22 protein-coding genes are annotated in these 18,097 nt (G+C 59.8%); 9 read left to right on the top strand and 13 right to left on the bottom strand.

Going from position 1 to position 18,097, the window contains the following annotated elements:
* Positions 1–128: 128 nt before the first annotated feature.
* The 6 genes from BSF40_RS02990 to BSF40_RS02965 form a co-directional block, all read right to left on the bottom strand.
* A complete protein-coding gene (locus BSF40_RS02990; protein ID WP_095964032.1) occupies positions 129–362 on the bottom strand; it encodes a hypothetical protein in 234 nt (77 codons plus the stop codon).
* Positions 363–563: 201 nt separating this feature from the next.
* Entirely contained in the window at positions 564–1,439 is an 876-nt protein-coding gene (gene speE / locus BSF40_RS02985) for a polyamine aminopropyltransferase (RefSeq protein WP_095964031.1), read from the bottom strand.
* Between the two features lie 253 nt (positions 1,440–1,692).
* Positions 1,693–1,884: a PLD nuclease N-terminal domain-containing protein gene (locus tag BSF40_RS02980; protein ID WP_095964030.1), complete on the bottom strand. Its 192-nt coding sequence runs from the start codon at positions 1,882–1,884 to the stop codon at positions 1,693–1,695.
* An 83-nt stretch (positions 1,885–1,967) separates the two neighbouring features.
* Positions 1,968–2,498, bottom strand: a complete 531-nt coding sequence (locus BSF40_RS02975) for a hypothetical protein (protein ID WP_095964029.1) — start codon at positions 2,496–2,498, stop codon at positions 1,968–1,970.
* A 232-nt stretch (positions 2,499–2,730) separates the two neighbouring features.
* On the bottom strand, positions 2,731–3,249 hold the full coding sequence (locus BSF40_RS02970; protein ID WP_015096102.1) for an ankyrin repeat domain-containing protein: 519 nt from the start codon (positions 3,247–3,249) through the stop codon (positions 2,731–2,733).
* 97 nt (positions 3,250–3,346) lie between these two features.
* Positions 3,347–5,185: a long-chain-acyl-CoA synthetase gene (locus BSF40_RS02965; RefSeq protein ID WP_095964028.1), complete on the bottom strand. Its 1,839-nt coding sequence runs from the start codon at positions 5,183–5,185 to the stop codon at positions 3,347–3,349.
* 367 nt (positions 5,186–5,552) lie between these two features.
* Between BSF40_RS02965 and BSF40_RS02960 the strand changes: the two genes are divergently transcribed.
* Positions 5,553–5,831: a DUF3509 domain-containing protein gene (locus BSF40_RS02960; protein ID WP_095964027.1), complete on the top strand. Its 279-nt coding sequence runs from the start codon at positions 5,553–5,555 to the stop codon at positions 5,829–5,831.
* Positions 5,832–5,942: 111 nt separating this feature from the next.
* Here BSF40_RS02960 and mtnC read toward each other — a convergent pair whose 3' ends face one another.
* The 5 genes from mtnC to aroC are packed head-to-tail and all read right to left on the bottom strand — an operon-like array spanning position 5,943 to position 10,092.
* Positions 5,943–6,626 (bottom strand): acireductone synthase, encoded by a 684-nt coding sequence (gene mtnC, locus BSF40_RS02955; protein WP_095964026.1) that lies wholly within the window; start codon positions 6,624–6,626, stop codon positions 5,943–5,945.
* A 4-nt stretch (positions 6,627–6,630) separates the two neighbouring features.
* Positions 6,631–7,176 carry an acireductone dioxygenase gene (locus BSF40_RS02950; protein WP_007974895.1) on the bottom strand — a complete coding sequence of 182 codons (546 nt, stop codon included), beginning with the start codon at positions 7,174–7,176 and terminating at the stop codon, positions 6,631–6,633.
* A 20-nt stretch (positions 7,177–7,196) separates the two neighbouring features.
* Positions 7,197–7,823 carry a methylthioribulose 1-phosphate dehydratase gene (locus tag BSF40_RS02945; protein ID WP_095964025.1) on the bottom strand — a complete coding sequence of 209 codons (627 nt, stop codon included), beginning with the start codon at positions 7,821–7,823 and terminating at the stop codon, positions 7,197–7,199.
* Positions 7,820–8,971, bottom strand: a complete 1,152-nt coding sequence (locus BSF40_RS02940) for an MFS transporter (protein ID WP_095964024.1) — start codon at positions 8,969–8,971, stop codon at positions 7,820–7,822. Before BSF40_RS02940 ends, BSF40_RS02945 begins: the two co-directional genes overlap by 4 nt.
* A 29-nt stretch (positions 8,972–9,000) precedes the next feature.
* Positions 9,001–10,092 (bottom strand): chorismate synthase, encoded by a 1,092-nt coding sequence (aroC, locus tag BSF40_RS02935; protein ID WP_085716874.1) that lies wholly within the window; start codon positions 10,090–10,092, stop codon positions 9,001–9,003.
* 83 nt (positions 10,093–10,175) lie between these two features.
* Here aroC and BSF40_RS02930 point away from each other — a divergent pair, with 83 nt between their 5' ends.
* Entirely contained in the window at positions 10,176–11,174 is a 999-nt protein-coding gene (locus BSF40_RS02930; protein WP_095964023.1) for an alpha/beta hydrolase, read from the top strand.
* A 152-nt stretch (positions 11,175–11,326) separates the two neighbouring features.
* Positions 11,327–12,118: a hypothetical protein gene (locus BSF40_RS02925; protein ID WP_095964022.1), complete on the top strand. Its 792-nt coding sequence runs from the start codon at positions 11,327–11,329 to the stop codon at positions 12,116–12,118.
* Between the two features lie 133 nt (positions 12,119–12,251).
* On the opposite strand, the gene prmB is transcribed toward BSF40_RS02925, so the two are convergent.
* Positions 12,252–13,160 (bottom strand): 50S ribosomal protein L3 N(5)-glutamine methyltransferase, encoded by a 909-nt coding sequence (prmB, locus tag BSF40_RS02920; RefSeq protein WP_095964021.1) that lies wholly within the window; start codon positions 13,158–13,160, stop codon positions 12,252–12,254.
* 239 nt (positions 13,161–13,399) lie between these two features.
* On the opposite strand from prmB, the gene BSF40_RS02915 reads away from it, so the two are divergent.
* The 5 genes from BSF40_RS02915 (at position 13,400) to BSF40_RS02895 (ending at position 16,177) form a co-directional block, all read left to right on the top strand.
* A complete protein-coding gene (locus tag BSF40_RS02915; protein ID WP_007974909.1) occupies positions 13,400–13,990 on the top strand; it encodes a cysteine hydrolase family protein in 591 nt (196 codons plus the stop codon).
* A 131-nt stretch (positions 13,991–14,121) separates the two neighbouring features.
* Positions 14,122–14,442 carry a hypothetical protein gene (locus BSF40_RS02910; RefSeq protein ID WP_015096113.1) on the top strand — a complete coding sequence of 107 codons (321 nt, stop codon included), beginning with the start codon at positions 14,122–14,124 and terminating at the stop codon, positions 14,440–14,442.
* A 78-nt stretch (positions 14,443–14,520) separates the two neighbouring features.
* The gene (locus tag BSF40_RS02905; RefSeq protein WP_095964020.1) at positions 14,521–15,078 is read left to right on the top strand and encodes a Smr/MutS family protein; all 558 of its coding nucleotides are present in this window, start codon (positions 14,521–14,523) and stop codon (positions 15,076–15,078) included.
* Positions 15,079–15,155: 77 nt separating this feature from the next.
* Positions 15,156–15,701 (top strand): GTP cyclohydrolase I FolE, encoded by a 546-nt coding sequence (folE, locus tag BSF40_RS02900; protein WP_007988130.1) that lies wholly within the window; start codon positions 15,156–15,158, stop codon positions 15,699–15,701.
* 104 nt (positions 15,702–15,805) lie between these two features.
* On the top strand, positions 15,806–16,177 hold the full coding sequence (locus tag BSF40_RS02895) for a glutathione S-transferase N-terminal domain-containing protein (protein WP_007988133.1): 372 nt from the start codon (positions 15,806–15,808) through the stop codon (positions 16,175–16,177).
* 168 nt (positions 16,178–16,345) lie between these two features.
* Here the strand turns inward: BSF40_RS02895 and BSF40_RS02890 are convergent, their stop codons facing one another.
* On the bottom strand, positions 16,346–17,512 hold the full coding sequence (locus tag BSF40_RS02890; RefSeq protein WP_095964019.1) for a PLP-dependent aminotransferase family protein: 1,167 nt from the start codon (positions 17,510–17,512) through the stop codon (positions 16,346–16,348).
* 82 nt (positions 17,513–17,594) lie between these two features.
* On the opposite strand from BSF40_RS02890, the gene BSF40_RS02885 reads away from it, so the two are divergent.
* On the top strand, positions 17,595–18,041 hold the full coding sequence (locus BSF40_RS02885; RefSeq protein WP_095964018.1) for a MarR family winged helix-turn-helix transcriptional regulator: 447 nt from the start codon (positions 17,595–17,597) through the stop codon (positions 18,039–18,041).
* The last annotated feature ends 56 nt before the right edge of the window (positions 18,042–18,097 follow it).

Raw genomic sequence — 18,097 nt, 5'->3', positions numbered from 1 at the left:
TGCCGGCGGGAAACAAGCATGGAGCTGACAAGACCAGACCTTAGCGATTCATTCGCTGATCTCGCTTGCAGAGTAGCCTCAAGATAGAGCCTCTGCCAAGGCCTGGATGTGAATGCGACAGGTGTCGTTCAGATTGGAGTAATGCCGAGGATTTCAATGCTGTTCTGGGACTTGAGCTCTTTGACGCTCGCATCGGCGGTCCGCCCTTCCAGATCGTTCAGATCCAGTTCGGCAGCGACAGGAAGAAGCCGGGACTTGATGAGCTTGGCGGCACGCTCGTTGTCCGGGCACTCATCGCACTCAAAGACCTCGTTAACGGTTTCGCCATGATCATCCACGAAAGTGATTTTCCACTTTGGCATTGATGCCTCCTCGATAAAACCCATGGATGGGCTTACCTTTATCTCGACCTTGTTAGCTGGCTAATTGTTCCGCCTGTTCTGCCGCAATTCAATGTGTGAGCGGGCTTGCTCGCGAATAAGGTGTGTCAGTTGACAGAATTGCTAACTGATACACCGCTTTCGCGAGCAAGCCCACTCCCACAGGTGTTGCATTTCATCCAATCAGTCGTTGCTTGGCTTGTTCACTGCCTGCAACACGTATTGCGGCAGGGCGAACGCGCCGATGTGGATTTCAGGATTGTAGTAGCGCGTGACGATGCCGCTGCCCGTGAAACGCTGTTGCAGGGTTTCGCGGGACAACTTGCGATAAGCGGCATCGGTCGCACCCCAGGCGAAGGTCATCGAGCCGCCGATGTAGGTCGGCACAGCGGCCTGGTAGAAGTGCCAGTCCGGGAACAGGCTGCGCAGGCGACCGGCGGTCGTCTTCACTTCTTCGATCTGCATGAACGGCGTGCCGTTCTGGGTCACCAGGATGCCGCCTTCGTTCAGGCAGCGGTGGCAAGCCTGGTAAAAGTTTTCCGAGAACAGCACTTCGCCCGGCCCGATCGGGTCAGTGGAGTCGGAAATGATCACGTCGAACTTTTCAGTGGTGGTGGCGACGAAACGCATGCCGTCGTCGATCACCAGGTTCAGGCGTGGATCGTCGAATGCACCCTTGGAGTGATTCGGCAGGAATTCCTTGCACATGTCGACCACGGTGCCGTCGATCTCGACCATGGTGATGTGCTCGACACTGCGGTGCTTGGCCACTTCACGCAACATGCCGCCGTCGCCGCCGCCGATGATCAGCACGCGCTTGGCGGTGCCGTGGGCGAGGATCGGTACGTGGGTCAGCATTTCGTGATAGATGAATTCGTCGGCTTCGGTGGTCTGGATCACGCCGTCCAGCGCCATCACGCGACCCATGCGCGGGTTCTCGAAGATCACCAGGTGCTGGTGTTCGGTGCGCACTTCGTGCAGCAGTTTTTCCATGCGAAAACGCTGGCCGTAGCCTTCGTAGAGGGTTTCCAGGTAGTCGCTGGTCGGGGTGATGCTCATGGGAAGTGCTCCGATGAATGCGGGTGGCAACGGACGGTTACCCGCCCATGATGGCCATTCGTTTGTCTCGAATGACCGGGAAAGGCGCGCATTCTACGTTGCGGAACATGACAGGTCGAACCTCACTTGTTCGACTTGCCACAATCCTGTGGGACGGGCTTGCTCGCGAAGGCGTAGTGCCAGTCACTATCGATGTTGACTGACTCACCGCTTTCGCGAGCAAGCCCGCTCCCACAGGTTCAGTGCCGCTTGTTCAGGCCCGTACGTTGCCCCGCGGCCCGGCGATAGCCCAAATGATCAGCCCCAGCACCGGTAACAGTGCGATCAACAGTACCCAGAGGACTTTCATCCCGGTCCCGGCACTACTTTTGAATACGTTGATGATGGCCCAGATGTCCAGGACAAAAATGATCAAGGCAACCAGGCTGTTGAACGTGGAACCCATGGTGACGCTCCTGAAGAGTGATTTGCCCTCTTAGGATAGACGGTCGTCGTGAGGGTTCCCTTTGATTTGACAGTATTTGGCTATCAGACGTGGATCGCCACTTTCAGGGCTTCCAGGGCGGGCGCGGCTGCGATGCCGGTTTCTGCGCACAATTGCAGCACGCGGGGCACGTCATTGCCGTACACCAGCACCACCTGCAATTCGTCATCGAGCAACTGGCTGAAGTTCATCAGCGTGTAGCCCCCGTTTTCCTTGTTCAGGCTGCTCATTTGCACCTGGATGCGGTTGAGCGCGGTCAAGGCTTCGGTCTTGGCCAGTTGCTTGGGCTTGAGATTGAATTCCACGCCCGGGCCGAACGAGGCGACGATCTGCGCGAACAGGTCCATGTAGGTGTCAGCCTGGAACAGCACCGTTTCCGGCAGGCTGCCGACCACCACCCATTCACCCAACGGGATCGGGAAGGTTTCGTCGTAGTTGATGTCCGGATTGGCGCTCAGAAAAGCCTGCGGATCGGCGTAGGCCTGGGCCGCTTCGTCTGCGACCTTGAGGATTTCGTCTTCGCCCATGCACCCGGAGCTGATTTTGCTGATGAGTTCGACGAGTGCGGCTTTCATGGGGAGGATCCTGTAGCGAGGGGGATTTTGAGGGCGCGAAGGATAGCGCATTAATGAGGGAAATGCGGACCTGTGGCGAGGGGGCTTGCCCCCGTTGGGTCGCGAAGCGGCCCCGAAACATTCAATTGGGGGTACATCAGAAAGACCGCATATGCTGACTTTACGACTGCTTCGCAGCCGAACGGGGGCAAGCCCCCTCGCCACAAAAGCTCCCTCGCCAAAGGGTTCAACGTCAGCCCAGCAGTTTTTCCAGTTGCGCAACCGTATCGGCAGCCCCCATGGTCCTGGCAGCCTCCAGCGCAGTGATGCCATTGGCGTCCTTGGCCTGCGGGTCGGCCCCCTTGCTGATCAGGTAGTCGACCACTTCGACGCGGTTGAACATCGCCGCCATCATCAGCGCCGTGCGGCCATCGAAGGACGAGCCTTCAACCTGCGCGCCGCCCTCGACCAAGGCCTTGATCACCGCCAGGTCACCCTTGAAGGCGGCGCCGGCAATCGGGCTCTGGCCGTTGTCGTTGCGGATCTCCGGATCGGCCTTGTGCTCCAGCAGGACTTTCACCGTGTCCACATGACCGTGGTACGCGGCCAGCATCAGCAAGGTATCGCCCTTGTGGTTACGCAGGTTCGGCGGCAAACCCTTGGTCAGCAGCGCGGCCATCATCGCCGCATCGCCCTCCCGTGCCTTGTTGAATACCTGTTCGGCAAATTCGGCGGCTTCTTCGGGGGTCATCTGGCGGCTTTTGTCTGACATTGGGCACTCCCTTTTCTGTCATTCGTAAAAGCCGACAGTTTCCCGAGCGGTCCCGGCACTGTCACTTGTTTTTTCTCATGGGCGGCCATAGCCAGATTCAATAGCGGTACTTGCCGCCGTGAATGTCGGACAACAACTGCTCCGTGACCTGCACGTAAGTCTGGGTTCCCGGCAGCCAGGCATAGATCGGATCATCACCGGTTCTACCCGGGTCGAAGGCTTCGTCCTTGAGCCGGGTCTTCTGATACTTGAAAGTCCCGGTGGTTTCCATTTTCACTTTCACCCGCAGGAACAATGGCACCGCATAAGCCGGCATTTGCTCACGGGCAAAGGCCAGCAATTCGCTGAAGTCCAGGGTGGCCAGGGATTCGGCGGGCGTGATCGCGGCCATCCCGGCCCGGCCATTGGTGTTGCGGATTTCCACGCCGTAGGCCACGGCTTCGGAAATATGCGGGTGCCGCAGGAGGATGTTCTCGACCTCCGTGGTCGACACGTTTTCCCCCTTCCAGCGGTAGGTGTCGCCCAGGCGGTCGACAAACTGCGCATGACCAAAGCCGATGTTGCGCAACAGGTCGCCGGTGTTGAAGTAGCGGTCACCCTTATCGAACACATCCTCAAGCACGACCCTGGCGGTTTTCTGCGGGTCGGTGTAACCGTCCAGCGGAGCCTTGTCGTCGATTTTTGCCAGCAACAACCCTTGCTCGCCCTTGGCGACCTTGCGCATCAGCCCATTGGCCTGACGAATCGGCGCCCCGCTGTCGTGGTCGTACGCGACCAGTTCCCAGGACATCAGGGAAAAACCTATGGTGTTGTCGAAATTGAGAATGTTGGTGAACCCGATATTGCCGTCGCTGGCGGCATAGAGTTCGCAGATGTGATTCACCGCAAAGCGGGTCTTGAACTCGTTCCAGGCGCCGGGACGCAGGCCGTTGCCGATCATCTTCTTCACATCGTGCCGGCTGTCGTTGGCGCTCGGTGGTTGATCGACCAGGTAGCGGCACAGTTCGCCGACATAACCGATGGTGGTTGCCTGGTATTTGCGTACGTCGCTCCAGAATTGACTGGCGCTGAATTTGCGGCGGATGGCGAACCCGCTGGCACCACTGACGGCCGAGCCCCAGCACACGCAAAGGCCCGTGGCGTGGTACAGCGGCAAGGTGCAATAGACGACATCCTCCGGGCGCATGTCCAGCGCGATCATGCCGAAGCTCGCGCAGCTGCGCATCCAGCGGCCATGCTTGAACACGCCGGCCTTGGGCAGCCCCGTGGTGCCCGAGGTGTAGATATAAAAGCAGGGATCGTCGAAGAAAATCTGCCGGCTGCTGGCCGGATTATCGCAGGCGTCGTCGAGGCTGACAGTCATCAGGTTGATGAACCCTTCAGGCGCGATACCCGGTTGGCGAGAGGTGTCCTGATCGGCGACGAACCAGGTTCGGGCAGACTGGATCGCCACCCGATCTCGTATCGCCAGATACGCCGGAACCAGCTCCTCACCGACAACGATCGCCACCGGCGCCACCAGATTCACACTGTGCACCAGGGTATCGCGGGTCTGCGAGGTATTGAGCAAGGCACTGATCGCGCCGACCTTGGCCACCGCCAGAATCGTCACCAGCAGTTCCGGGCGGTTCTCGATGAAGACCGCCACCACGTCGCCCTTGCCGATACCTTGGCCGATCAGGTGATGGGCGATGCGGTTGGCCCACTGGTTGACCTCGCAGTAACTGAGCGTGACGTCGTCCTGCAACAGCGCCGGGCCATCCGGGTTGCGCAATGTGGCTTGTTCGAAACTCCAGCCCAAACCACACGCCTGGGTCGGGTCCTTGACGTTGGCGGCCTTCATGCCCTTGACCACCCGGGGGATGGCTTTAGCGATGGAAGGCAGCTTGCGGAGCATCATGCCCCAGGTAATCGTGTCGTTCGACGTGCGGCTCATGATGCTCCCGTTCGCTGTTTTTTTATTGTCGGGCGGCGATGTCTGAGGCCGAAAATACGTCAACGGTTCTTGAGCTGTACACGCGGTTTTTGAAATGTTTTGTATCCGCGATCTTGATCCACGATCTGATCCACGGTCGATACGATGCCCCGCGTGAACCCTGCCATGAACAATGGTTCCATCGAATCGCCGAGCGACCTCGCAAAATGCAGGATGCACGATGGCCATTCATGCAGATTGCACGAATGCAAAAATCACAAGAAACAGTAAGCCATTGATTTTTATTGATATTTCTCAAATAAAAACACTGGCACAAAGGCTGCAACGGTCTCTCCACGCCATTCAAGTCATCACGGAGCTGAACGACATGAGCCTGATCCAGGAAAAATTTACGTCCCTGTTCTCCAACTACAAGGTCACCACCCAGGCCCGTCCTGACGGCGGGATCCTGCTGACCCTGAGCGGCGGCGAAGGCAAAGAGTTCAAACGCTCGATTTCCTACCAGCAATTGCACAACGGCGACCAACTGACGTGGGTCATCAGTGCGATTCGCCGCGACCTCGCCGAACAAGCCAGTGAACTGCCGCAGATTTCCTTGCTGCAAAGCCAGCAACGGTTTGCGTTGCCGACTTATCACTCGCTGTAAAAAACAATGTGGGAGCGGGCTTGCTCGCGAAGAGGGAGTGTCAGTCAACATCAACGTTGACTGGTACACCGCTTTCGCGAGCAAGCCCGCTCCCACAGGGGTTTGTGGCGTTTAGAAATTAGCGGGATCGATCCGCGCAAAACTGTCCACGGTGACATGCCCCGCCAGCTCCCCACCTTCGCGAGCCAGGCCGCAAGTGGCCATTCCTGCCGCGCGCGCCGCGTCGAGCTCTTCGACGATATCCGACAGAAACAGAATCTGCCCCGCCTCGAGGTTGATCACCTGGGTGATGTTGGCGTAGGACTGCGCCTCGCGCTTTGGCCCCGAAGTCGTATCGAAGTAGCCGCTGAACAGCGGCGTCAGGTCCCCCGCCACCGAACAGCCGAAGATCAGCCGCTGGGCCTGGATAGAGCCGGACGAATAAACAAACAGTTGAAAGCCATCCTGATGCCAGCGCTTGAGCGCTTCGACGGCGTCCGGGTACACGTGACCCTGCAACTGCCCGGCCTGATAGCCCTGCTCCCAGACCATGCCCTGCAACGCTTTCAACGGCGTGGCCTTGCGGTCTTCGGCAATCCAGCCCAACAGGATCTCGACGACCCGTTCGACGTCGGCGTCCGGCTCATTGCTGTCGCGGCGTACGGCGGCCAGTTGTTCGGCGACGTCAGCGCGCCCGGCCTGCTGACGAACAAACGCCGGCAGGTGTTTGGCGGCATAGGGAAACAGCACGTCGAAGACAAAACTCACCGCGCTGGTGGTGCCTTCGATGTCGGTGAGAATCGCTTTGATCGGCATCGACTCAGTCCTCCAGACGCGGGAATTGGCTGGCGATGTCTTCACCGGTGAAATTGGCCACCCAGCCTTCCGGGTTGTTGAACAGGCGGATTGCAATGAAATGCGGGTGCTCGCCCATGTCGAACCAGTGTTTGGTACCGGCCGGCACCGAGATCAGATCGTTTTTCTCGCACAGCACGGCGTAGACGTAATCGTCGATGTGCAGGGTAAACAGGCCACGGCCGGCGACAAAAAATCGTACTTCGTCTTCGCCATGGCGGTGCTCGTTGAGGAACTTGGCGCGCAGTTCGGCTTTTTGCGGGTGATCGCTGTTGAGGCTGATCACATCGACTGTGATGTAACCGCGCTCGGTCATCAGCTGGTCGATTTGCGCTTGATAGGCGCCAATCACTTCTTCCTGAGTGGCGCCCGGCTGAAGCCGGGTGGCGGCTTGCCAACGGTCGAAGCGCACGCCTTGTTCAGCCAGGGTCGAGGCGATGTCTTCGAAATGGGTCAGCACCTTGTTGGGGATTTCAGGGCTGGAGACGTGATAAACGGACAGGCTGCTCATCAGGGCAACTCCTTAACGGTTCATGCTTTAACGTTCAAGAGCGAGCGCATCTTCAACTCGCACTCGAACAAAAATTCAAAGGCCTCGATCTGCCGCAGGGCATCGCTCATACGCGCACCCCAGGTGTACAGGCCATGGCCACGAATCAGGTAGCCGACGCAATCGGGATGGGCGTCCAGCCAAGGCTGCACCTTGGCGGCCAGGCGCGCAATGTCCTGGTCGTTGTCGAAAATCGGCACACGCACCCGGGACTCGTGGGTCGTCACACCGCTGAAGGCTTTTTGCAGTTCGTAGTCTTCGAATTCGATGAAGTCTTGCGGCGTCAGGCGTGACAGTACGGTGGCATTCACCGAATGGGTGTGCAGCACCGCGCCGATCTCGGGCCGCCAGCTGTAAAGCTGAGTGTGCAGCAGGGTTTCGGCGGACGGCTTCTTGCCCGGCTCCAGGCTATTGCCTGACAGGTCGGTGGCCAGCACGTCGTCCATGCCCAACTGGCCCTTGTGCTTGCCGGAGACGGTCAGCAAGGCTTCGGTCGGCGACAGACGGGTCGAGTAATTGCTGCTGGTGGCCGGCGACCAACCGCGGCCATAGAGAAAACGCCCGGCGTCGATGATTTCCTGGGCGAGGTGTTCACGGGTAAGGCTCATGGCCTGTCCTCTTGCATACATGTGGCAATGATAACGGCAGCCGCGAGCGCTGCGAGGCTGGCAATACTAAAGGTCAATGAGGCGCCAAGGGCGTTCCAGCTGTAGCCGGAATACAAGGCGCCCATTGCGCCACCAGTGCCGGCCAGGGCGGCGTACAGGGCCTGACCCTGACCTTGCTGGCGCGCACCGAAGCTACGTTGCACGAATTGAATGGCAGCGGCGTGAAAGCTGCCGAATGTCGCCGCGTGCAACACCTGGGCAAACAACAGCACCCAGAGAAACTCCGCCAGCGAGCCCAGCAACAGCCAGCGCAACGCCGCCAGCAGAAAACTGGCCATCAGTACCCGACGCAATGAGAAGCGCGTGAGGATCCTGCTCATGGCCAAGAACATCAAAACTTCAGCCACCACGCCGACCGCCCAGAGCATGCCGATCACGCCGCGGCTGTAGCCCAGCCGCTCGAGGTGCAGGGTCAGAAACGTGTAATACGGCCCATGGCTCATCTGCATCAGCGCCACGCAGGCGTAAAACGCCAATACCCCGGGGCTGCGCAGTTGTTTGAGGAATCCTTCCCCCGCTACCCGGTTGCCCGGCGTCGGCTGGGCATTGGGCACCCACAGGCTGCTGAGCACGATGCCGGCCAGGATCAGCACCAGCGCCGCGGGGTAGATGTCGAGGCTCAGCCATTCGAACAGCCGGCCCAGCGCGACCACGGTGATGATGAAACCGATCGATCCCCACAGACGAATCTGGCTGTAGCGCGCGGTCTGCCCCTGCAGGTGCGCCAGGGTGATGACTTCGAACTGCGGCAACACCGCGTGCCAGAAGAACGCATGCAAGGCCATGACCATCGCCAGCCAGGCGTAGGTCTTGCTGACGAAAATCAGCGAGAAGGTCAGCAGTGTGCACACCGCGCCAAAACGCACGATGGCCAGCCGCTGCCCCGTGAAGTCGCCCAGCCAGCCCCAGATGTTCGGCGCCACGCAGCGCATCAGCATCGGGATCGCCACCAGTTCGCCGATGCGTGCGGCGCTGAATCCCAGATGATCGAAATACAGCGCCAGAAACGGCGCTGTCGAACCGAGCAAGGCGAAATAGAACAGATAGAAACTGGAGAGCCGCCAGTACGGGAGCGCCGCAGTCGCCATCAGACGGCTGCGACCAGGAGGTCAGCCATTTACAGCTGACCCAGCACCGGCGTGCTCACACGCACATCGGCATTCTGCCCACGGTGACGCAGCAGATGATCCATCAGCACGATGGCCATCATCGCCTCGGCGATCGGCGTGGCACGGATACCGACGCACGGGTCGTGACGGCCCTTGGTGATCACTTCCACCGGGTTGCCATGGATGTCGATGGAACGGCCCGGCGTGGTGATGCTCGACGTCGGCTTCAGCGCCAGGTGCGCAACGATAGGCTGCCCGGAGGAAATACCGCCGAGAATGCCGCCGGCGTTGTTGCTGAGGAAACCTTGCGGGGTCATTTCATCGCGATGCTCGGTGCCGCGCTGGGCGACGCTGGCGAAACCGGCGCCGATTTCCACGCCTTTGACCGCGTTGATGCTCATCAGCGCATGGGCCAGTTCGGCATCGAGACGGTCGAAGATCGGTTCCCCCAGGCCTGGCATCACACCTTCGGCCACCACGGTGATTTTCGCGCCGACCGAATCCTGGTCGCGGCGCAACTGGTCCATGTAGGCTTCCAGTTCCGGCACTTTATCCGGGTCCGGGCTGAAGAAGGCGTTCTGCTCGACCGATTCCCAGGTCTTGAACGGGATTTCAATCGGCCCGAGCTGGCTCATGTAGCCGCGAATCACGATGCCCTGGCTGGCCAGGTATTTTTTCGCAATCGCACCGGCCGCGACGCGCATCGCGGTTTCACGGGCCGAGCTGCGACCGCCACCGCGGTAGTCGCGCTCGCCGTATTTGTGGTGGTAGGTGTAGTCGGCGTGGGCCGGGCGGAACAGATCCTTGATCGCCGAGTAGTCCTTGGACTTCTGGTCGGTGTTGCGAATCAACAAACCGATGGCGCAACCCGTGGTGCGACCTTCGAACACGCCAGAGAGAATTTCGACTTCGTCGGCTTCCTGGCGCTGGGTGGTATGGCGGCTGGTGCCGGGCTTGCGGCGGTCCAGGTCACGCTGCAGATCCTCCAGGGATATCTCCAGGCCCGGCGGGCAGCCATCGACAATGGCGACCAACGCCGGGCCATGGCTTTCGCCCGCGGTGGTGACAGTGAACAGCTTGCCGTAGGTATTGCCGGACATGCAGGACGCTCCGTGAAATGAACCTGAATACGTAATGCGCGCCAGTATACGCAGGCTACCCAAGTAGTTCATCCTCGAACCTTATGGGTGCCTGTGAGTCCAACCGGCATCTTCTTGATGATGGCGTGATGATGCTGCGAGTTCTAGCCTTGAGCCTTACCCTGATTTCCGGCTTCGCCCAGGCGACTGTCCTGCAACGGCCGATCACGTTGGACACCGGCACCGGCGAGCTTTTCGGCTCTTTGCTGCTGCCCAAGTCCGACAACCCGGTACCCGTTGTCCTGATCATTTCCGGCTCCGGCCCTACGGATCGCGACGGCAACAACCCTGACGGCGGACGTAACGACAGCCTCAAGCGCCTGGCCTGGGTGCTGGCCAAACACAACATCGCCAGTGTGCGTTACGACAAACGCGGTGTTGCAGCAAGCCTGGCCGCGACGCCGGACGAACGCAATCTGACGGTCGACGCGTACGTTTCCGACGCCGAGGCCTGGGGCCAGAAGCTCAAGACTGATCCGCGTTTCGGCAAACTGATCGTGCTCGGACACAGCGAAGGCGCCTTGATCGCCAGCCTGGCCGCGCCAACCATCGACGCCGATGCGGTGATTTCCGTCTCGGGTAGCGCGCGACCGGTCGATCAGGTGATCCGCCAGCAACTGGGCAATCGCCTGCCACCGCCGTTATTACTGCGCAGTAATGAGTTGCTCGACAGCCTCAAGGCCGGGAAGCCCGATGACAATGTGCCGCCCCCCTTGCAGGCCATTTTCCGTCCGAGCGTGCAGCCGTACCTGATTTCCCTGTTCCGCCAGGAACCGGCTGCAGCGTTTGCCAGGTTGAAGATGCCAGCGCTGATCATCCAGGGCAGCAACGACATCCAGGTCGGCGTCAATGACGCCAGGCTGCTCAAGGCCGCCAAACCGGACGCCGAACTGGCCCTGATCGAGGGCATGAACCACGTCATGCGCATCGTGCCCAACGACGTCAAACGCCAGCTGGCTTCCTATAAGGACCCGCAATTGCCTCTGGCGGCGGAACTGGGCACGCGAATCCTTGGGTTTATCGACGGACTTCGCACCAGTTAAGCGCTACTGGGGGTGTTATCAACCCGTTTTCACGGCGTGAAAAATAGTTGATAACACCTCCTACCCTCCAGTCTTGGGAAAAACGGCCGATAAGCCTTTGTCGCCAACACATTGGTTGGCAACAAGCTGAGCTTGGACAGGATCTCGCCGTTATGACTGACACCCAGACTTCACCCGACAACCCCGCTGAAACAGAAGCACCGCCAGCGGTCGAGCTGCCCTGGGCGGACGTCCACGTCGAGCACCACAAGATGCTCCGTCTGGCACCGCTGAAGACTGATCGCAATACAGGCGGGCGCCCATTGCGCTTTGTCGAGTTCGGCTATGCCGAGCGCAACGACAAGGCGCGCAGCCTGATGCGCATGAGCATCACCCTGCCCGCCCAGCGCGTGCGCAAGGAACAGAATCATCTGGATGTGTGGGTCGATCACGCGGAAAAGCGCATGCATTTCGGACCGGAAAGCGGTTTGCAGGTCGAACCGCTGAACCGCGGCATCGGCCGATTCATGGCTGCCCAAGGCATCAACTGGGCGAAGAAGCGCTGGCCCACCTACACCGTCGACGGCTTTGACCTGAACAACAAGGAAGCGCTCAACGAAGACACCCGCCAGCGCCGCGATCATTTTTTGCGTGTGCACGGTTTCGACGTGGTGTATGCCGATGCCCAGCATTTGAAAGGCAGCGTCAAAGCAGTCAAGGTCGGCGACCTCGCGGGGGACTGGAACAGCGAAAAACTGCAGGTCGTGGAGATTCTCGAGGCGGCACAGATGCTCCAGCAAGCCGAGCAGAACCTGGCCGAGCAGGAAGTCAAACTCAAGAAACACGAAGAGAAGGTCAGCAAATACAAACGCGAAGACGCCGGACTGCGTTTCACCATTACGTGCCTGGTGGCGTTTGCGGTGTTTCAGGCGGGGTTGCTGATCTGGATTGCCACGCACCGTTAAAATTTTGAGCGCGCGGCGCACTCGTACTTTGTAGGAGCGAGCTTGCTCGCGATGGACTTGAGGGCGACGCGTTTATCCAGAATAAGCGCGTCATCGTTAACCTCCATCGCGAGCAAGCTCGCTCCTACAAGGGTCAAACGCGGGAAGCGAACAACGCCTGATGCTCCCGGCACTGCTGCGCGCTCAGCATGAACACACCGTGACCACCGCGCTCGAACTCCAGCCAGGCGAAGTCGACTTCCGGGTACAACGCCTCGACGTGCACCTGGCTGTTGCCCACTTCGACAATCAGCAAGCCTTTCTCGGTCAGATGATCCGCCGCTTCGGCAAGCATGCGACGCACCAGGTTCAAACCGTCATCGCCGCACGCCAGGCCCAATTCCGGTTCGTGCTGGTATTCGTCCGGCATGTCGGCGAAATCTTCCGAATCGACGTAGGGCGGGTTCGACACGATCAGGTCGAAACGTTGTCCCGGCAAGCCCTCGAAACCGTCACCCTGCACCGTGTACACGCGCTCATCGACACCATGGCGCTCGATGTTCTGGTTGGCCACTTCCAGCGCTTCGAACGACAGGTCCGCCAACACCACTTCGGCATGCTGGAACTCGTAGGCGCAAGCAATGCCGATGCAACCGGAGCCGGTGCACAAATCGAGAATCCGCGCCGGCTCGTTGGCCAGCCACGGGGTAAAACGGTTTTCGATCAGCTCGCCAATCGGCGAACGCGGGATCAACACACGCTGATCGACGATGAACGACATGCCGCAGAACCAGGCCTCGCCCAGCAGGTAGGCCGTTGGCACGCGCTCTTCGATGCGGCGCTTGAGCAGCAGCTGCAGGTGAACCACTTCGTCTTCTTCCAGATTGCAGTCGAGGTAGCTGTCGGCGATTTCCCACGGCAGGTGCAGCGCGCCCAGCACCAGTTGACGGGCTTCGTCCCAGGCATTGTCGGTGCCATGGCCGAAAAACAGATCCTCCCCATGGAAGCGGCTGACGGCCCAACGGATATGGTCACGCAGGGTGCGAAGGCGGGAAGTGATCACGACGGCAAACTCCAGAAAAATCGACGGGCGATTCTACCAGTCAAACGGCGCCACGACGACGCAGGAAAACGACCGACTCAAATGTAGGAGTTATCCGTTTTTTCGCCAGGCTATTGAACAAAACGTGACTATTGACAAGGCTAGAGGCCAGCAACCACGGCACCTACGATCGTAGCGATTCACAGAACCGCTCAGCCAGAGGACAATGGCGCAAAAGCCCCACTCCAAGGAGCCCCAGAATGTCCGTTCCAAAAACGATGTTTCAACTCAGCGGTCGCGGTTATCCGGCAGCCAAACTGAGTCATGCGACCCTTATCATCATCGATGCCCAGAAAGAGTATTTGAGCGGGCCGCTGGCCCTCAGCGGCATGGATGAGGCCGTCGCGAACATCAAGCAGTTACTCGCCGCGGCCCGTGCCGCCGGCCGGCCGATCGTGCATGTGCGCCACCTCGGCACGCTCGGTGGCATGTTCAACCCGCAAGGCGTCGGTGGTGAATTCATTCCGGGCCTTGAGCCACAGAGCGACGAAACCATCATCGGCAAATTGCTGCCGAGCGCGTTCCACGGTACCGAACTGGCCAAACGCCTGGAGGACCTCGGCGCCCTCGACCTGATCGTATGCGGCTTCATGAGTCACTCGAGCGTCAGCACCACGGTGCGCGCCGCGAAGAACCTGGGCTTCCGCTGCACGCTCATCGAAGACGCCTGCGCCACACGCGACCTGCCCTACAAGGGCGGTGTCCTGAGCGCCGCGCATGTTCATCAGACCGAAATGGCGATCATGGGCGACAACTTCGCCACCCTCGCGCTGACCTGTGAACTGATCTGATCGACGCTCAATGAGCGGCCTGGGGCGCCGCTCATCCGCAAAAACCTCTCATTTGCCGTAATTGTCTTAGCCTCAGGAACATCCCGGTCAACTCCCGGTCGAAGGGCCGATACCCATTGAGGAAGGTCGGAATGAAGTTATCCGATGGTTTTGACGCTCGCCGCTTGCGGCCCAAAGGCCAACGCAACTGGCGTTTTCGAATCGGCGCGACGTTCGCGGCATTGCTGGCGATGTGCGGCGTGTTGCTCGCCATGGCCGGTGCCGCCAGCCTGTTCGGCCACGTACCTGCCCTGGGTGAACTGAACACCAGCCGCACCGGTGCTGCCGTGATCCTGGCCATTGGCCTGTTCGTGCTGTACCTCGGTGTCTGGCTGTGGCGCCGTTGCCGCCGTCGCTCGCGGCAGTCGCGGGAACTGGCCATGTCCCCGCACTTGATGAAAAAACACGACTGAGCCAAGCGCCGCGCGCGTTTTTGTCGCGCCCGATTCGCTTCGAGTTGGGTAAACTGGCCGCCCTTCGCGGAGGCTGACATGCAAGACGACGATTTTTCCCTGTTCAAAAGCGCGATCCAAGGCGTCAAGCCGATCAAGCACGATCGCGCCGAAACCGGCAAACCCAAGAGTGACCGTGCGCAGATTGCCAAACTGCGTCAAGCGGCCACCGTGCGCACCGATGCCACCACCGTTGACGGTCTGTCCGATCAGTTCGTCATCGACGTCGGCCCTGAAGACGAGCTGATGTGGGCCCGCGATGGCGTGCAGGAAAGCCAGATGCGCAAGCTCAAGATCGGTCAGATTCCATTCGAAGGCAGCCTCGACCTGCACGGCATGAGCGTGGAAAAGGCCCGGGAAACCCTCTGGGCGTTCCTCGCCGAAGCAACCAGATTCGAAATCCGCTGCGTGCGCGTCACCCATGGCAAGGCGGTACGCCTGGACGGCAAGCGGCCGATGATCAAAAGCCACGTCAACACCTGGCTGCGCCAGCATCCGCAGGTGCTCGGCTTCACCTCGTGCCAGGCCAAACACGGCGGTGCCGGGGCGGTCTATGTGATGCTCAAACGCACCATGATGGAAGGTCGCGACGAGTAAAGCTGATGCGCCACGCTTGCAGCGTCGTGTCCGTCACCGTACCCTTGCCCTTTGCGTAAAATCCCACAGGTAGTTTCATGTCCCTGGAACAGAATTACACGGCGATCCTCGGCCAGCTCGGCGAGGACGTTTCCCGCGAAGGCCTGCTCGACACGCCAAAACGTGCCGCCAAAGCCATGCAGTACCTCTGCCGCGGCTATGAACAGACACTGGAAGAGGTCACCAATGGTGCCCTGTTCAGCTCCGACAACAGCGAAATGGTGCTGGTCAAGGACATCGAGTTGTACTCGTTGTGCGAACACCACCTGCTGCCGTTCATCGGCAAGGCGCACGTTGCCTACATTCCGAGCGGCAAGGTCCTGGGCCTGTCGAAGGTGGCGCGGATCGTTGATATGTACGCCCGTCGCCTGCAGATCCAGGAAAACCTCAGCCGCCAGATCGCCGACGCGGTCCAGCAGGTCACCGGCGCCCTGGGCGTTGCGGTGGTGATCGAGGCCAAGCACATGTGCATGATGATGCGCGGTGTGGAGAAGCAGAATTCGACGATGATCACCTCGGTGATGCTCGGTGAGTTCCGTGAGAACGCCGCGACCCGCAGCGAATTCCTCAGCCTCATCAAGTAATTCGCGGCACGAAGAAAACCGGCACTCATCGCCGGTTTTTTTTCGTCCGTGAAAAATCAGGTAAGCTGCGCGCCCTTCTTCATTTGCACCGTGAGGCTTTCAACGTGTTCGTAAAAGCGCTTCGTGTCGGCCTTGGCCAACTGATCATCTTCATCGACTTCATCACGCGCCCAGGCAAGAAAAAGCGCCCCGCCGCGGCTCAGGCCCAGGTCGAAGCGGCCGCCAAGGGCCTGACCCTGTATCAATTCCACGCCTGCCCGTTCTGCGTGAAGACTCGCCGCACCCTGCGCCGCCTGAACGTGCCGGTGGCCCTTCGCGATGCGAAGAACAACGAACAGGATCGCCAGACCTTGCTCGAGCAAGGCGGCAAGATCAAGGTGCCGTGCCTGCGTATCGAAGAAAATGGCCAGACCACCTGGATGTATGAGTCCAAGGTGATCATTGATTATCTGGACAAGCGTTTCGCGGCAGCCTGATGTTTTTTCGGTGAGGCTGATGGCCTCTTCGCGGGCAAGCCCGCTCCCACAGGTTTTGTGCACGCCACAGTTCCTCTGTGGGAGCGGGCTTGCTCGCGAAGAGGCCGGCACAGACACCGCAACACTTCAGACAAAAATAAACCGGCCCTTGCGCCGGTTTATTTGTTTTCAGGCCGCTTGCGCCGCCTGTGCCTGACGCACCACCGCCGCCAGCCGCTTGAGCCCCTCCTCCAGCCGCGCCGGGTCAATGTGGCTGAAGTTCAACCGCAAATACCCGTGATGCTTGTCCGGATCGGGGAAGAACGGCTCGCCCGGCATGAACGCCACATCCTTGGCCAACGCCGCATTGAGCAAGGTTCGAGTGTCTAGCGGCTGCTTGAGTTTCAACCAGAAAAACAGCCCGCCCTGTGGCTCGTTCCAGTCCGCCAGATCACAGAAGTGGGTTTGCAGCGCCAGCTGGAGCGCATCCCGGCGTTCCCGGTAAAAATCCCGTAGTTCACTGCGATGCTGCTGATACTTCTCGGTTCCGATCCATTGCAGTGCCTGCCACTGGCCAACCCGGTTGGTGTGCAGGTCCGCCGACTGCTTGAGTTTCAACAGATGGGGAAACAGATCCGGGCTGGCGATCAGATAGCCAACGCGCAAACCTGGCAACAGGGTTTTCGACACCGTACCGGTATAGATCCAGCTGGCCTTCTTCAAGCGACCGGCAATCGGCGTGGCGCTACCACCATCGAAAGTCAGTTCGCGATAAGGCTCGTCTTCGATCAGGGTGACGCCGAACTCATCGAGCAGCGCTGCCACCGCGTCGCGTTTGGCTTCGCTGTAACGCACCGCCGAAGGATTCTGGAAGGTCGGGATCAGGTAGATGAAGGCCGGGTGGTGGTGTTCCAGGCGAGCACGCAGCTCTGCCAGGTTCGGCCCGTCAGCCTCCAGCGGCACGGTCAGGCAATCGGCGCCGAACAGCTGGAAAATCTGCAATGCCGCCAGATAAGTCGGCGCTTCGAGCAGGATTTCGGTGCCCTTGTCGATGTAGAGCTTGGCGGCCAGATCCAGGGTTTGCTGTGAACCACTGACCACCAGCACCTGACTTGCCGCACATGCCACTCCCAACGCTCGCGCCTCGGCGGCCAACGCCTCACGCAACGCCGGTTCGCCCTCGCTCATGCCGTATTGGCCCATGGAAAGCGGCATGTCGGCCCAATCGACCTTCGGCAACATGGCTTCAGCCGGCAGACCTCCGGCGAACGACATCACTTGCGGGCGCTGGGCCGCGGCAAGGATTTCACGGATCAAAGAACTTTTAAGGCGTGAGACACGTTCGGAAAAAGCCATGGGGATCACCGGTAGCGAGGCATGAGGAAAATGAGTCAAACTTGTTGACCGAAATTACGCTTCTTCGAATGGATACGTCAACATGCTTGACCTTAAAAACCCGCTTTCCCAACAGCAAGCCATGGAAGCGTTTTTCTTCGGCTACCAGGCTTTCACCGCCAAGGCCGATGAAATGCTCGAACGCCGCGGCCTGAGCCGGGTGCATCAACGCATCGTGTTTTTCATCGCCCGCTATCCGAACCTGAGCGTCAAGGAATTGCTGGCCTTGCTTGGCGTGAGCAAGCAGGCGCTGAACATGCCGTTGCGGCAATTGCTGGAGATGCATCTGGTCGACAGCGTCGCGTCCGAGTCGGACAAGCGTAAGCGGTTGCTGGAGTTGACTGCTGAAGGTGTGCGGTTTGAGCAGGCATTGAGGCGTGAGCAGGTGAAATTGCTGGAGCGGGTATTTGCCGAGGCTGGGGAGACGGCGGTGAATGGGTGGCTGGCGGTGAATCTGGCGTTGGGGAAAAGTCAGGCGCTTACCGACTGAATCAGTCTGCCTGCTGATTTTTATGCTGGCTGTTCCGGCCTCTTCGCGGGCAAGCC

Source organism: Pseudomonas sp. ACN5 (assembly GCF_002303975.1).
Lineage (GTDB): Bacteria > Pseudomonadota > Gammaproteobacteria > Pseudomonadales > Pseudomonadaceae > Aquipseudomonas > Aquipseudomonas laurylsulfatiphila.
This window is presented reverse-complemented; position numbering and strand designations above follow the sequence as displayed.